At 62.1% G+C, this 14745-nt stretch carries 12 protein-coding genes; all 12 read right to left on the bottom strand.

All coding sequences use genetic code 11. The features are described from left to right. Nucleotides 1–21 precede the first annotated feature (21 nt). Complete coding sequence (locus AC1RBR_RS05595; protein ID WP_003222055.1) at nucleotides 22–1299, bottom strand: flavohemoglobin expression-modulating QEGLA motif protein; 1278 nt, start codon at nucleotides 1297–1299, stop codon at nucleotides 22–24. A 24-nt stretch (nucleotides 1300–1323) separates the two neighbouring features. After that, nucleotides 1324–1881, bottom strand: coding sequence for a hypothetical protein (locus AC1RBR_RS05590; RefSeq protein WP_492563373.1), 558 nt, complete (start codon nucleotides 1879–1881; stop codon nucleotides 1324–1326). A 149-nt stretch (nucleotides 1882–2030) separates the two neighbouring features. Further along, nucleotides 2031–2744: a TetR/AcrR family transcriptional regulator gene (locus AC1RBR_RS05585; protein ID WP_096795806.1), complete on the bottom strand. Its 714-nt coding sequence runs from the start codon at nucleotides 2742–2744 to the stop codon at nucleotides 2031–2033. Between the two features lie 105 nt (nucleotides 2745–2849). Next, nucleotides 2850–4352, bottom strand: a complete 1503-nt coding sequence (gene lysS / locus AC1RBR_RS05580; RefSeq protein ID WP_095138320.1) for a lysine--tRNA ligase — start codon at nucleotides 4350–4352, stop codon at nucleotides 2850–2852. A 112-nt stretch (nucleotides 4353–4464) separates the two neighbouring features. Then, a protein-coding gene (prfB, locus tag AC1RBR_RS05575) for a peptide chain release factor 2 (RefSeq protein WP_098967418.1) occupies nucleotides 4465–5560 on the bottom strand; the annotation gives its coding sequence in 2 pieces (ribosomal slippage) (nucleotides 4465–5487 and nucleotides 5489–5560; 1095 coding nt in all). Between the two features lie 236 nt (nucleotides 5561–5796). After that, nucleotides 5797–6798, bottom strand: coding sequence for a diguanylate cyclase domain-containing protein (locus AC1RBR_RS05570; RefSeq protein WP_095138319.1), 1002 nt, complete (start codon nucleotides 6796–6798; stop codon nucleotides 5797–5799). A gap of 48 nt (nucleotides 6799–6846) precedes the next feature. Continuing rightward, nucleotides 6847–7857, bottom strand: coding sequence for a chemotaxis response regulator protein-glutamate methylesterase (locus AC1RBR_RS05565; protein ID WP_095138318.1), 1011 nt, complete (start codon nucleotides 7855–7857; stop codon nucleotides 6847–6849). Beyond that, nucleotides 7854–10148, bottom strand: a complete 2295-nt coding sequence (locus AC1RBR_RS05560) for a hybrid sensor histidine kinase/response regulator (protein WP_492563369.1) — start codon at nucleotides 10146–10148, stop codon at nucleotides 7854–7856. The genes AC1RBR_RS05565 and AC1RBR_RS05560 overlap by 4 nt, the downstream gene beginning before the upstream one ends. Beyond that, on the bottom strand, nucleotides 10145–10840 hold the full coding sequence (locus AC1RBR_RS05555; RefSeq protein WP_456018788.1) for a chemotaxis protein CheW: 696 nt from the start codon (nucleotides 10838–10840) through the stop codon (nucleotides 10145–10147). The genes AC1RBR_RS05560 and AC1RBR_RS05555 overlap by 4 nt, the downstream gene beginning before the upstream one ends. Beyond that, the gene (locus AC1RBR_RS05550) at nucleotides 10837–12111 is read right to left on the bottom strand and encodes a CheR family methyltransferase (RefSeq protein WP_492563367.1); all 1275 of its coding nucleotides are present in this window, start codon (nucleotides 12109–12111) and stop codon (nucleotides 10837–10839) included. The genes AC1RBR_RS05555 and AC1RBR_RS05550 overlap by 4 nt, the downstream gene beginning before the upstream one ends. Then, complete coding sequence (locus tag AC1RBR_RS05545; protein WP_166496633.1) at nucleotides 12108–12626, bottom strand: chemotaxis protein CheW; 519 nt, start codon at nucleotides 12624–12626, stop codon at nucleotides 12108–12110. The genes AC1RBR_RS05550 and AC1RBR_RS05545 overlap by 4 nt, the downstream gene beginning before the upstream one ends. Next, nucleotides 12626–14248, bottom strand: a complete 1623-nt coding sequence (locus AC1RBR_RS05540) for a methyl-accepting chemotaxis protein (protein ID WP_095138313.1) — start codon at nucleotides 14246–14248, stop codon at nucleotides 12626–12628. The genes AC1RBR_RS05545 and AC1RBR_RS05540 overlap by 1 nt, the downstream gene beginning before the upstream one ends. Between the last annotated feature and the right edge of the window lie 497 nt (nucleotides 14249–14745).

Raw genomic sequence — 14745 nt, 5'->3', positions numbered from 1 at the left:
TACAAGGGGTTTGTGTGTGGTTCAGAGGATGTTTGAGTAATCCGCCTCGATCCGGTCCAGGCTCAAGTGATTGAGGAAGTTGGAGAAGCACATCCACGCCGACAGCGCGTTCATGTCGCGGAACTGTTCCGGCAGATATTTGGGCGGCACCACCAGACCTTCATCGACCAGTTGACGCAGGGTGCGCATGTCTTCCAGCGTGGTCTTGCCGCAGAACAGCAGCGGCACCTGCTCGAGCTTGCCTTTACGCACGGCCAACTGAATGTAGTTGTAAACCATGATAAAGCCCTTGAGATAGGACAAGTCTTTGGTGAATGGCAGACCGGTCGGGGTCGAACCACGGAACACCCGGCTGGCGTTGCCGTAGCTTTCGGCCATTTCAAAGCCCTGCTCGCGAAAGAACTCGAACACCTGCAAAAAGTCCGCGCCCTCCTCGACCATGTGAATGGCGCGGGTGCGGTTGGTCAGTTTGCGCAGACGGCTTGGGTAGGAGGCGAAGGTGATGATTTCCATCAGAATCGCCAGACCTTCCTGGGTCACCGTCGACGACGGTGGGCCTTTGGACAGGAAGGTGCAGATCGGCTGGTTCAAGCCATTGAGCGTGGTGCCGACGTGCACCAGGCCTTCGTGGACTTCCAGTGCACGCACGTCGCGGTCGTTGAACAGCGCGTCGGTGCGGATCTTGATGTAGTCGGCGCCTGCCGCCGCGTCGGCGACGATGCCGTCGGACTCGAACACGCGGATGGTTTCCTCGGCCTCGCCAAACACCTTGTTCAAACGGGTTTGCAGCAGGTGCACGGCATCCTTGGCGGTGAGGATCTTCGGTTCGTCCTTCAGGTCGCCACGGCCATCAATGTTGTTCAGATAGTCGGACATCATCAGGCCGAGGTCGGCCAGGGTCGGGTCACCGGCGTGGAACGCATCGGAGGCGGCGCCGTAGAGTTCCTGGGAGATCAGGCCGAAATCCTCGGTGCCGCGCGCTTCGAGCATGCGCACCACCATGCGGTATTCCTTGCACATGCGCCGCATGATCTGCCCGACCGGGTTGAACTGGCCGAGCTGGCGGGTGATGTCGCGCTCGATATTCTGGAATTCCAGTTTGACCTTGCTCGAATCGAAGGACAGCGGCCGATTGAGGTAGTAGTCACGATCCACCGCGGGCATTTCCTTGCCCTTGGCCTTGAGAAAGCCCTTGCGGATGTTCTCGTCCCACTTCACCGCATCGAGCACGCGGATCGGCGTCTGCGCCAGCACAATGCGATCGGACAGCGTGCGTATCGTCTGCTGGTAATCGTCCACCCGAAACTCCTGTAGAAAACTGAATTATTTGGCGCGGGCCTGGCGCTGATAGCGCGCGGCCTCGACGAATACATCGGAATTGGCCGGATCGTCGAGGTAAGCAAAGACCTTGTCGAGGCTACTGTCGACCTGCACGCCGTCGCCGTCGTCGGCGGTCTGGAACGGCTGGCCGTCGAGGGCTTGCTGTTTGATCGCCTGATTGATCTGTTCGAGGTCGAGGTTGTACACCACCAGTTCGTGTTTGTCGGTGAGTTCGAAACCGGCGATGGTGTATTGACCACCGTAACGCGCCGGCACTTTCGCCGACAGGTACCAGCGACTGCCATGGCGCGACACAGTGAACGGGTACGCCTCGCGCTCGTGGGGTCGGGCCTTGAACCAGGTAACGGCCTGATAGCGATTAGTGCCGATGCGGGTCAGCTCGAGGTTCATCGGCTCGCCCCAGGCATTGGTGCTCGACCACGTGCCCAGCAGGCCCCTGGGCGCCGGGTCACTGGCAGGCAGCGGATCCTTGAAGGTCACCAGACAGCCACTGAGCAGCAGGAACGACAAGGCGATCAGCACGCCACGCCAGGCTTTCATTCAATACTCCCTATGAACATATCCCGCCCTGACGATCACCACTTTCACCTGTGGGAGCGAGCCTGCTCGCGAAAGCGGTGTGTCAGGCAACAAAGATGTTGAATGTCAGACCGCATTCGCGAGCAGGCTCGCTCCCACAGGGATTGGCGTTACACCGAGGCGAGGACCAGATGCATATACCGCGTCAGAATCCCGAGCATGTCCTGTTCGGCCAAAGGCTCGGCGTCGTTGAGCAGGCCCTGATATTCCATCCGTCCGATAATCGCCGTCAACACCTTGGCATCCTGCTGCGGTTCACGCGAGCCCAGCACCTGGAACAACTGGCAGGTGCCCTGCAGCAGAATCTGCTGATGCGAGCGCACCAGATCCGCCAGCCGCGGGTTGAGCAGCGCTTCCTGGCGGAACGCCTGCTCGGCCATCAGATGTTCGCGACGATTGGCCAGTTGCCGATGCACATAGTCAGCCATCAGCCGCGCGATGTCGTCCGCCAGTTGCGAGCGCGACTCGGGGCTGCCGTCGCCACTGACGACCATCTCGCGCAGCAGGCCTTCGTTGTTGATCCACAGCTTGGCCATGTAGGCCGCGCTGCGTTCGACGTATTGGGCGAAGGTATCGGTGAGCAGGTCATCGATATCCTTGAAGTAATAAGTGGTAGCCGACAGCGGCACACCGGCCTCGGCCGCCACGGCCCGGTGGCGCACGGCACGCACGCCGTCACGCACGACAATGCGCATCGCCGCGTCGAGAATGTCCTGTCGACGCTGCTCACTGCCCTGTCGGCTGGCCTTGCGGCCCTGGTACTGAACACTTTCAGCGACCGCAGTGGCGATACCCGCTGCACCTTCTTGAGCGATTGCAACCATCACGACTGGACTTCCTCTGCTATTGCAAAATTAACCAACTGATACATTTGTACCAGACAGGCAATAAAAAGCCGCCTGTTTTAGGCGGCTTTTTGACTGAAACGTTTACGCTTGCGGTCGCATGTGCGGGAACAGGATCACATCGCGGATCGACGGCGAGTTGGTCAGCAACATCACCAGACGGTCGATGCCGATACCTTCACCGGCCGTTGGCGGCATGCCGTACTCCAGCGCACGCACGAAGTCGGCGTCGTAGTGCATGGCTTCGTCGTCGCCGGCGTCCTTGTCGGCCACCTGCGCCATGAAACGCTCGGCCTGGTCTTCCGCGTCGTTCAACTCGGAGTAGGCGTTGGCGATTTCACGGCCGCCGATGAACAGCTCGAAACGGTCGGTGACGTTCGGGTTCTCGTCATTACGACGGGCCAGCGGCGACACTTCGAACGGGTACTGAGTGATGAAGTGCGGCTGCTCCAGCTTGTGCTCGACCAGCTCTTCGAAAATCATCACCTGCAGCTTGCCCAGACCTTCGAAGCCCAGCACCTTGGCGCCGGCCTTCTTGGCGATGGCGCGGGCCTTGTCGATGTCGTTCAGGTCATCGGCCGTCAGCTCAGGGTTGTACTTGAGGATCGAGTCGAATACCGACAGACGCACGAACGGCTCGCCGAAATGGAACACCTTGTCGCCGTACGGCACGTCGGTGCTGCCCAGCACCAGTTGCGCCAGTTCACGGAACAGTTCTTCGGTCAGGTCCATGTTGTCTTCGTAGTCGGCGTAAGCCTGGTAGAACTCCAACATGGTGAATTCAGGGTTGTGACGGGTCGAAACGCCTTCGTTACGGAAGTTACGGTTGATCTCGAACACTTTCTCGAAACCGCCAACCACCAGACGCTTGAGGTACAGCTCAGGCGCGATACGCAGGAACATTTCCATGTCCAGCGCGTTGTGGTGGGTTTCGAACGGCTTGGCCGCAGCGCCGCCAGGAATGGTCTGCAGCATCGGCGTTTCGACTTCGAGAAAGTCGCGCTTCATCAGGAAGCTGCGGATGTGCGCGATCACTTGCGAACGCACGCGGAACGTCTGGCGCACGTCTTCGTTGACGATCAGGTCAACGTAACGCTGACGGTAGCGCTGTTCGGTGTCGGTCAGGCCGTGATGCTTGTCCGGCAGCGGGCGCAGCGACTTGGTCAGCAGGCGCACGTTGGTCATTTCGACGTACAGGTCGCCCTTGCCGGAACGCGCCAGGGTGCCTTCGGCGGCAATGATGTCGCCCATGTCCCAGGTCTTGACGGCGGCCAGGGTGTCTTCGGACAGGGTTTTACGGTTGACGTAGACCTGGATGCGACCGGTCATGTCCTGGATCACCATGAACGAGCCACGGTTGAGCATGATGCGACCGGCAACCTTGACCGGAATTGCAGCCTCGGCCAGCTCTTCCTTGGTCTTGTCCGCGTATTTCTTCTGCAGATCTTCGCAGTAGTTTTCGCGGCGGAAGTCGTTCGGGAAGGCGTTGCCCTTGGCGCGCTCGGCAGCCAGCTTTTCCTTGCGCAGGGCGATCAGGGAGTTTTCTTCCTGTTGCAGGGCTTGCGGGTCGAGTTGTTGGTCGCTCATGTCTTCAGATATTCCATCAGGTTCGTTGCCCCCGGGCCTGGCGGCCCGGGAATCGCCAGCAGGGCTGGCTCCTACAGGGATCGCGTTGCATCAGCGACCCTGCGTGCGTCTTTTACAGCCCCGATTTCAGGCTGGCTTCCAGGTATTCGTCGATGTCGCCGTCGAGCACCTTGTCGCAGTCGCTGCGTTCAATGTTGGTGCGCAGGTCCTTGATCCGCGAGGCGTCGAGCACGTACGAACGGATCTGGTGACCCCAGCCGATGTCCGACTTGGTGTCTTCCAGCGCCTGGGAAGCGGCGTTGCGCTTCTGCATTTCCTGCTCGTACAACTTGGCCCGCAGCATTTTCATGGCGGTGTCCTTGTTGGCGTGCTGGGAACGCTCGTTCTGGCAGCTGACCACGGTGTTGGTCGGTACGTGGGTGATACGTACGGCCGAGTCGGTGGTGTTTACGTGCTGACCACCGGCACCGGAGGAACGATAGGTGTCGATCCGCAGGTCTGCCGGGTTGATTTCGATTTCCACCTTGTCGTCGATCTCTGGCGAGACGAAAACCGCAGAGAACGAGGTGTGGCGACGGTTGCCGGAGTCGAACGGGCTCTTGCGCACCAGACGGTGCACGCCGATCTCGGTGCGCAGCCAGCCAAAGGCGTATTCGCCCTTGATGTGCACGGTCGCACCTTTGATACCGGCGACTTCACCGGCCGACAGTTCCATGATGGTTGCGTCGAAACCGCGTTTGTCCGCCCAGCGCAGGTACATGCGCAGCAGGATGTTGGCCCAGTCCTGGGCCTCGGTGCCGCCGGAGCCGGCCTGGATGTCCAGGTAGGCGTTGTTCGGGTCCATCTCGTGGCTGAACATGCGGCGGAATTCAAGCTTGGCGAGGTTTTCCTCGAGACGGGCCAGCTCGGCGACGACATCGCCCACTGCGCCTTCGTCGTTTTCTTCGACGGCCATGTCCAGCAGGTCGCGGCAATCGGCCAGACCGGCGTTCAGTTCGTCGAGGGTGTCGACGATCTGCGCCAGCGCCGAGCGCTCGCGGCCCAGTTCCTGGGCATATTCAGGTTTGTTCCAGACACTCGGATCTTCAAGCTCGCGATTGACTTCAGTCAGACGCTCATGCTTTTGATCGTAGTCAAAGATACCCCCGAATAGTTTCGGAGCGCTCGGACAGGTCCTTGATGGTGTTCAGGATCGGGTTGATTTCCATGACGGGCAGCACTCGTTGGCGAACTTTTGAAAGCCGGCGAGTATAACGTAATCAGGCTGTCACGGCAGCCCGTCTGGCGGCTGTTAAGACGATTCACTTGACATGGCCTGATGCGCATCCTCTGTGGGAGCGGGCTTGCTCGCGAAGGCGGTGTGTCATTAAGCATTGATGTCGAGTGATACTCCGCCTTCGCGAGCAAGCCCGCTCCCACAGGGGGATTTGCAGGTTCGAGAGACCTATTCGATGCCAACCTGATTACGCCCGTTGTTCTTCGCCAGGTACAACCCGCGATCCGCTGCCGAAATCAGCAACCGACAATCACTGCCCGCCTGCGGCACCATGGTCGCCAGGCCGATGCTGATAGTCAGGCTCGCCCCGTCGCTCGGGGTGTTGTGCGGAATTTTCAGCGCCGCCACGGTCTGGCGCAGTTTCTCCGCCACCAGCCGCGCGCCGCCCGGCGAGGTGTTCGGCAGCACCAGCGCGAACTCTTCACCGCCGTAACGTGCCGGCAAGTCCGACGGCCGGGCGCTGGCGTCGCGGATCGCCGTGGCGACCTTGCGTAGCGCCTCGTCGCCTTCGACGTGGCCGAAGCTGTCGTTGTAGGACTTGAAGTAATCGACATCGATCATCAGCAACGACAACTGGCTCTGGTCGCGCAGCGAGCGGCGCCATTCCAGCTCCAGGTACTCGTCGAAGTGCCGGCGGTTGGACAGCCCGGTCAGGCCGTCGGAGTTCATCAGGCGTTGCAGCACCAGGTTGGTGTCGAGCAACTGCTGCTGGCTGACACGCAACGCACGGTACGCCGCATCCCGCTGCAGCAGGGTCATGTAGGAGCGCGAGTGATAGCGGATGCGCGCCACCAACTCGATGGTGTCCGGCAGTTTCACCAGATAATCGTTGGCCCCGGCGGAAAACGCCGCGCTCTTGATCAGCGGGTCTTCCTTGGTCGACAGCACGATGATCGGGATGTCCTTGGTCGCCGGGTGATTGCGGTATTCGCGCACCAGGCTCAGGCCGTCGAGGCCGGGCATCACCAGGTCCTGCAGGATCACCGTCGGTTTGATCCGTACCGCCTGGGCGATGGCCTGGTGCGGATCGGAGCAGAAGTGGAAGTCGATGTTCTCTTCATTCGACAGCCCACGGCGCACGGCTTCGCCGATCATCGCCTGATCGTCCACCAACAACACCATGGCGGCGTTTTCGTCGGTTTTAATGTCGTCGATCTGTAAATCATTCATGGGCGGTCACCTGAATACTGCGGGGGCCAGGATTGCGGAATAGCCTGTTCATTTGGGGAAAACCTCCAGCAACCGTGGCGCGATCTTTTCCAGTGGACGGATTTCGACGGCAGCATCGATCGCCGCTGCGGCCTTGGGCATGCCGTACACCGCACTGCTGTGCTGGTCCTGCGCGATGGTCAGATAACCCTGCTGGCGCATGAGCTTAAGCCCTTGCGCCCCGTCGCGTCCCATCCCGGTCAACAAAACCCCGATGGCATCGCCGTTCCAGTAACTGGCGACACTTTCGAAAAACACGTCGATCGAAGGCCGGTAGATTTCGTTGACCGGCTCGGCGGTATAGGCCAGCGTGCCGTTTTTCAATAAGCGAATATGGTGGTTGGTGCCGGCCAGCAGCACCGCGCCGGCCTGCGGTGGCTCGCCTTCGCGGGCCAGACGTACGTCGAGACCGCTGGCGCTGGCCAGCCATTCGGCCATGCCCGCGGCAAACACCTGATCCACGTGCTGCACCAGCACGATGGCTGCCGAGAAATTGCGTGGCAGGCCCTTGAGCAGCACCTCCAGCGCTGCCGGCCCGCCGGCAGACGAACCGATCGCCACCAGGCGCTTGCACGACGCCGAACTGCGGTGGGGCGTCGGCACCGGGCGCGAGCGCGGGGTTTTCTCGCCGATCAGCCAGCCGATGTTGAGGATCTTGCGCAGCAACGGCGCCGCCGCTTCCTGCGCGTTCCCCGCACCAATGGCCGGGGTATCGACCACGTCCAGCGCGCCGTGGCCCATGGCTTCGAAGACCCGGTGCACGTTCTGCTGGCGGTCGACCGTGACAATCACGATGGCACACGGGCTCTCGGCCATGATCCGTCGCGTGGCCTCGACGCCGTCCATCACCGGCATGATCAGATCCATCAGGATCAGATCCGGGGTGTTTTCGGCGCACAGACGCACGGCCTCGGCGCCGTTGTTGGCGACCCAGACCACCTGATGCGCCGGCTCGAAGGCCAGCGCACGGCGCAAAGCCTCCACCGCCAGGGGCATGTCGTTGACGATTGCGATTTTCATGCCCGCGCTCCTCCAATGAGCTCAACCACTGCGTCAAGCAGGGCGTCGTCATGAAAACTGGCCTTGGCTAGATAATAGTCGGCGCCAGCGTCCAGTCCACGACGCCGGTCCTCTTCACGATCCTTGTACGAGACCACCATCACCGGCAGCGATTGCAGGCGGTTGTCGCGGCGCAACAGGGTGACCAGTTCGATGCCATCCATGCGCGGCATGTCGATGTCGGTGATCAGCAAATCGAAGTCCTCCGAACGCAGCGCGTTCCAGCCGTCCATGCCGTCCACTGCCACCGCCACGTCGTAGCCGCGATTGAGCAGCAACTTGCGTTGCAACTCGCGCACGGTCAGCGAGTCATCGACCACCAGAATCCGTTTGCGCGCCACTTCGGCGGCCTGATTGCCATGGCGAGCAATACGCTCCAGCCGCCCGGTGTTGAGTAGCTTGTCCACCGAGCGCAGCATGTCCTCGACATCGACGATCAGCACGACCGAACCGTCGTCGAGCAGCGCCCCGGCGGAAATGTCCTGAACCTTGCCCAGCCGCTCGTCCAGCGGCAGCACCACCAACGTGCGCTCGCCGACAAAACGCTCGACCGCCACCCCGTAGATCGCGTCACGCTCGCGGATCACCACGACCTTGAGGGTTTCGCCGCTGCTCTGACTGGCCGGACGATTCAGCAACTGACTGGCCGCGACCAGCCCGACGTGTCGGCCTTCATGCCAGAAATGCTGACGGCCCTCGATCTGTACGATGTCCTGTGGCTCCAGATCACACATGCGCTCGATATGCGCCAGCGGAAACGCGTAAGCCTCCTCGCCGACTTCCACCACCAGACTGCGCACCACCGACAGGGTCAGCGGCACTTCCAGATGAAAGCGGCTGCCCTCGCCCGCCGTCTGCTCCAGCACCACCGCGCCGCGCAGTTGCCGCACCATGTGCTGCACCGCATCGAGACCAACGCCACGCCCGGACACTTCGGTCACCGTGTCGCGCAAGCTGAAGCCCGGCAGAAACAGGAACGTCAGCAGTTCTTCTTCGCTCAACTGCGCCGCCGTCTCGGCGGGCGACAGCTGACGTTCGACGATGCTGCGGCGGACCTTTTCCAGATCGACGCCATTGCCGTCATCACTCAGTTCCAGCACCAGCAAACCCGCCTGATGCGAGGCCCGCAGGCGAATCAGGCCTTCTGCGGATTTGCCTTTGAGCAGGCGTTGTTCCGGGGTTTCGATGCCGTGATCGACGGCGTTGCGCAGCAGATGAGTCAGCGGCGCTTCGAGTTTTTCCAATACGTCGCGATCGACCTGGGTCTTCTCGCCTTCGATCTCCAGCCTTACCTGTTTGCCCAGGCTGCGTCCCAGGTCCCGAACCATGCGCACCTGACCGGTGAGCACGTCGGCGAACGGGCGCATGCGGCAGGCCAGCGCGGTGTCGTAGAGCACTTGCGCGCGCTGGCTGGCTTGCCAGGCGAACTCGTCAAGTTCGGCGTTCTTTTCCGCGAGCAATTGCTGGGACTCGGCCAGCAAGCGCCGCGCATCTTCAAGCGCTTCCTGTGCCTCAAGGCTCAGCGCGTGCTCCTTGAGGTGCACATTGAGGCTTTCCAGCGCCCGCAGGCCGTTGTTCTGCATGCGCTTGAGACGCTGCATGGTCGCCAGATGCGGCTTGAGGCGCTGGGTTTCGACCAGCGATTTACTCGACAGGTCGAGCAGGCTGTTCAGGCGTTCGGCGGTGACCCGCAGCACCCGTTCGCCACCTTCGGTGGTGCGCTTGTTCTTGGGCGGTGCCGGATCGGAGGCTTCCAGCGGTGTCTCGATCACTGGCGCCGGGGTTTCAATCGGTGCTGGTGCAGCCGGCGGCGCCTGCATCTGCAATTCGGCCATGGGCGGCGGCGCGACTGCGGGCGCCGCAGAAGGGTCGAGCAGGCGGCCCATCAACGCCACATACGCTTCGATGTCCGGCGCTTGCGGAGCATTGGCCGGCGTGGCGATACGCATCAACAGATCGGTGCCCTGCAACAACGCATCGATGTGCTCGGGACGCAGCAACAGCCGCCCTTCCTGCGCGCTGACCAGGCAATCTTCCATCACGTGGGCGACGCTGACACCGCTGTCGATGCCAACGATCCGCGCCGCGCCCTTAAGCGAGTGCGCCGCGCGCATGCACGACTCCAGATAGTCGGCCTGAGTCGGGTTGCGCTCCAGCGCCAGCAGCCCGCTGCTGAGCACCTGGGTCTGGGCTTCGGCTTCCAGGCTGAACAGCTCCAGCAGCGAGGCGTCGCGCATTTGCTCGGGGGTCATGTGAGGCTCCGGGTCACGGCGGACAGCAGCTGTTCTTCATCCAGCCAACGCAGGCTGCGGCCCCGGAATTGCAGGACGCCACGGGTGTATTTGGCGCTGGCCGTGCTGTGGTGTTCAGCGCCGGCACGCGAGGCAGCGTCGAGAATACGTTCGTCAATGGCGTGGATGCCGTCGACCTCGTCCACCGGCACCACCACCGGTCCGCCGTGGGCGGCGATGATCAGCATGCGCGGCATGATCCGCGCGCCAGTGGCCGGTGCGGCGTTGCCATCCAGATCGAGCAACTCGACCAGCGACAGGCACGCGACCAACGCCCCGCGCACGTTCGCCACGCCGAGCAAGGCCCGCGAACGCTGGTGCGGCAGCGAGTGAATTGCCTGCAGCGGTGCCACTTCCACCAGGCTACGGGTGGCCAGTCCCAGCCATTCTTCGCCGAGGCGAAACATCAGCAACGAACGGGTTTTGACGTCGGTTTCGACCGCGATGGCCACCGGGTCGCGCTCGTCCTGCTGCAACGCATAACGGTCGAGCAGGCGCGTGGCAGCGGCGGAATACACCGCGCAGTTGCGGCAATGAATATGCTCGGCCAGCAACGGGCACGACTTGTCGCCATGAATACCGATACGGTTCCAGCAATCATCGATGGCCCGGGCGTCTTCGTGGGTGACGTTCAAGGTGTCGGACGGGATCATCGTTTACGCTCACTGTCGGCGGTGCGGCCGCTGCGGGCGGCGCGTTCCTGCAATCGTCTGGCACCGGCGCTGTCACCCTGGGCCTGCAGCAACGCGGCCAGATGCATCAACGCTTCGGGGTGTTGCGGTTCAAGATACAAGGCCTTGCGGTAATGACTCTGGGCTTCGAGCGCGGCGCCGGCCACGTCGCTGAGCAGGCCGAGCCAGTAGAACACCTGCGCCACCGGTTCGTGGCTGCGCAGGTATTGCTCGCACGCCGCACGGGCCTCGGCGCTTTTGCCTTCGTTGGCCAGCGCGGCGATGTTGGCGAGCAAGGTCGCCGCGTCCGGGTTGGCGCTTTTGCTGCTGACAGGCAACGGTGCAACGCTGGCAAACGGACGCGGGCGCACCGGCAGTGGCGGCGGCGGACTGCGCAACGGTTGGCGCACGGGCAATGGCGTCGGGGTCGGCAACGACAGCGGTTCCGGTACCGGATCATTGTGTCGACTGAAGGCAAACGACTGCGGGATGCCGATCGAGCGCATGCCCAGACGCCCGAGCAGACTGCCCTCGGCCGGGCCGATGAACAGCACGCCATCAACGTGAGTCAGACGCTTGAGCACTTCAAACACCTGCTTCTGAGTCGGCTGGTCGAAATAGATCAACAGGTTGCGGCAGAACACGAAGTCGAACGGCGGCTCACCCGCCAGCAGCGTCGGGTCCAGCACATTGCCGGCCTGTAGACGCACCTGTTCGCGTACGGCATCGCTGACTCGATGGCCGTCCTGCTCGGCCGTGAAATGACGCTCGCGGAAATCCAGATCCTGCCCCCGAAACGAGTTCTTGCCGTACAGCGCCCGTCGCGCCTTGTCCACCGACAGCGGGCTGACGTCCATGCCGTCGACCTTGAACTGGTGCGGTTTGAGGCCGGCATCAAGCAAGGCCATGGCAATCGAATAGGGTTCTTCACCGGTGGAGCACGGCAGGCTGAGAATGCGCAGCGCGCGCATGTTGTTCAATTCGTCCAGCCGCTTGCGCGCCAGCTTGCCAAGGGTGGCGAAGGATTCCGGATAACGGAAAAACCACGTTTCGGGAACGATCACCGCTTCGATCAGCGCCTGCTGTTCGTCCCGCGAACCTTGCAGCAGTTGCCAGTATTCATCGCTGTGTGCCGCTTGCGAGAGGGTGGTGCGTTGGCGCACCGCGCGCTCGATGATCGCCGGCCCGACCGAGGTGACATCCAGGCCGATGCGTTCCTTGAGGAAATCGAAAAAACGCTGATCGCTGCTCATGACTGCGCCTCATGCGGCGCGGGGAACAGCAGACTGCGCACCGCGTCATCCAGCAGGTCGTTGACCCGCACCCACTGCACCAGCCCATGGGCATCTTCGCGCACCGGGCCGAGGTACGGTGCCTGGCGATTGTCCAGACCATACGGCTGAAAATCCTCGGGGTTGCAGCGCAAGGTGTCGGTCGCCTGCTCAAGGATCAGCCCGAGCCAGTGCGACGGCTGCAGTTCATCCGGACGGTAATGCACCAGCACCAGCCGGGTGCTGGTGCGCGCCTCGGCCGGTTGACCAAAGGTCAACGCGCTGAGGTCGATCGCCGGTACCACCGTGCCGCGATAGGCAAACACCCCGGCAACCCAGTTCGGCGCTTGGGCAATCGGCTTCAACGGCAGGCGCGGCAGCACTTCCGCGACCTCGGTGGCGCGCAAGGCGTACCGCTCGCTGCCGATGCGAAACAGCAGGAACAACGCCTGTTTCGCCACCGGCGCAGCGCTGCGTTTGGCAGTGATTTCGCTCATCAGACTTTGAATCGCGAAACGCCGCTGCGCAGCCCGACGGCCACCTGACTCAGTTCGTCAATGGCGAAACTGGCCTGACGCAGCGACTCGACGGTCTGGCTGCTGGCGTCGCCCAACTGCACCAGCGCATGGTTGATCTGTTCGGCACCAGTGGCCTGGGCCTGCATGCCTTCGTTGACCATCAACACCCGCGGCGCCAGCGCCTGCACCTGATGGATGATCTGCGACAGCTGCTCGCCGACCTGCTGCACTTCGGCCATGCCCCGGCGTACTTCTTCGGAAAACTTGTCCATGCCCATCACCCCGGCAGACACCGCCGACTGGATCTCGCGGACCATTTGTTCGATGTCGTAAGTGGCGACGGCGGTCTGATCCGCCAGACGCCGCACTTCGGTGGCGACCACGGCAAAACCGCGCCCGTATTCGCCAGCCTTCTCGGCCTCGATGGCGGCGTTGAGCGACAGCAGGTTGGTCTGGTCGGCGACCTTGACGATGGTCACCACCACCTGATTGATGTTGCCGGCCTTCTCGTTGAGGATCGCCAGTTTGGCGTTGACCAGATCGGCCGCGCCCATCACCGAGTGCATGGTGTCTTCCATGCGCGCCAGGCCTTGCTGGCCGGAACCGGCGAGCACCGAGGCCTGATCGGCGGCGGTGGACACTTCGGTCATGGTGCGCACCAGATCCCGCGAAGTCGCGGCAATCTCCCGCGAGGTCGCGCCGATTTCGGTGGTGGTGGCCGCAGTTTCGGTGGCGGTGGCCTGTTGCTGCTTGGAGGTGGCGGCAATTTCGGTCACCGAAGTGGTCACCTGCACCGAGGAGCGTTGGGCCTGGGACACCAGCGAAGTCAGCTCGGTCATCATGTCGTTGAAGCCGGTTTCCACCGCGCCGAACTCGTCCTTGCGGTCCAGATTCAGGCGGCTGCTCAGGTCGCCGGTACGCATGATTTCGAGGATCTTCACGATGCGGTTCATCGGCGCCATGATCGCGCGCATCAGCAGCAGACCGCAGGCACCGGCTGCGAGCACGGCCACCAACAGCGAGACGAACATGCTGACCTTGGCCGCCGCCACCGCCTCGTCGATGTTGGCCATGGCCTGATCAGCGACCCGCTTGTTCTCGCCAATGATGTCGTTGAGTTTCATGCGCCCGGAATACCAGGCCGGGGTCAGCTTCTCGGTGAACATCTTGACCGCGTCCGCTTCCAGGTTGCGCTTATGCAGGTCCAGCACGGCATCCTGAATCTGGATGTAGGCATCGTGGTACTTCTCGAACGCGGCGAATTCGCTACGGTCCTCGTCAGTGGCCATGGTTTTGCGATAGTTGGCCATCTGCTCCTGCAAGCGCGCCTCAAACGCCTTGTAGTCTGCCGCGTCCTCGCTGGAAATCCCCTGACCTTCCTTGAGCCCAAGCAGTTCCTGGGTCTGCAGATAGCTGTCGACCCACGCACCGCGAATCATCGAGCTGTAATAGACGCCGGGAATCGCGTCATCACGCACGCTGTTTTCACTGGCCTCGATCTTCAGCAGGCGCGAATACGAAACGACCACCATCAGCAACATGATGGCGATAATCACCGCAAAGCTCGCCAAAATGCGTTGGCGCAACGTCCAGTTCTTCACAGTGATTCCTCGTGCCGTAAGTCGAAATGCGGGGAGTATAGCCGAGGGCGGTGTTTCATTTATAAGACGCTTTTTAACCCTCGGGCCGGCCCGACGTGGTTCGCGGGGAGGCTCTGGGGTGGGTCTGGCCGACAATCCCGGCTGGTGTGCCAGAGATGGAACGGCAAAAAGGGCGCTCGATCGGTCATTTGCGGCCCTCGACATCTCGCCAAGTAATGGCAATACGCCTTTATGCGCAACTTCTTGCGCACTTGATCGCGTTTTTTCGCTACTCGAATTGCTACAGAGCCCATGTGCCGGAGCCTGTAGCCGAGTGCGCAACTTCTTGCACACCACTGCGCAAGAAGTTGCGCATTTTTCGCCTTATTTTGGCATGAAACATCTTGAAACATGAGCTTTAGAGCAGTTTAACCCCCGCATCACGGAGACTTTGGCAAACCTGGCACGCTCCTTGATAACAGTCAGGCACCCACCGGGCGATTTCGCCTCCCGGGCAC

The organism is Pseudomonas sp. GW823-FHT01D03 (assembly GCF_058798255.1).
The sequence above is the reverse complement of the archived record's forward strand: the minus strand, read 5'-3'. Positions and strand labels throughout refer to the sequence as shown.

Coding starts and splice junctions, on each gene's coding strand:
- AC1RBR_RS05590 (WP_492563373.1), bottom strand. CDS start 1,881: ATGAAAGCCTGGCGTGGCGTGCTGATCGCCTTGTCGTTCCTGCTGCTC.
- AC1RBR_RS05585 (WP_096795806.1), bottom strand. CDS start 2,744: ATGGTTGCAATCGCTCAAGAAGGTGCAGCGGGTATCGCCACTGCGGTC.
- lysS (WP_095138320.1), bottom strand. CDS start 4,352: ATGAGCGACCAACAACTCGACCCGCAAGCCCTGCAACAGGAAGAAAAC.
- AC1RBR_RS05570 (WP_095138319.1), bottom strand. CDS start 6,798: ATGAATGATTTACAGATCGACGACATTAAAACCGACGAAAACGCCGCC.
- AC1RBR_RS05565 (WP_095138318.1), bottom strand. CDS start 7,857: ATGAAAATCGCAATCGTCAACGACATGCCCCTGGCGGTGGAGGCTTTG.
- AC1RBR_RS05560 (WP_492563369.1), bottom strand. CDS start 10,148: ATGACCCCCGAGCAAATGCGCGACGCCTCGCTGCTGGAGCTGTTCAGC.
- AC1RBR_RS05555 (WP_456018788.1), bottom strand. CDS start 10,840: ATGATCCCGTCCGACACCTTGAACGTCACCCACGAAGACGCCCGGGCC.
- AC1RBR_RS05550 (WP_492563367.1), bottom strand. CDS start 12,111: ATGAGCAGCGATCAGCGTTTTTTCGATTTCCTCAAGGAACGCATCGGC.
- AC1RBR_RS05545 (WP_166496633.1), bottom strand. CDS start 12,626: ATGAGCGAAATCACTGCCAAACGCAGCGCTGCGCCGGTGGCGAAACAG.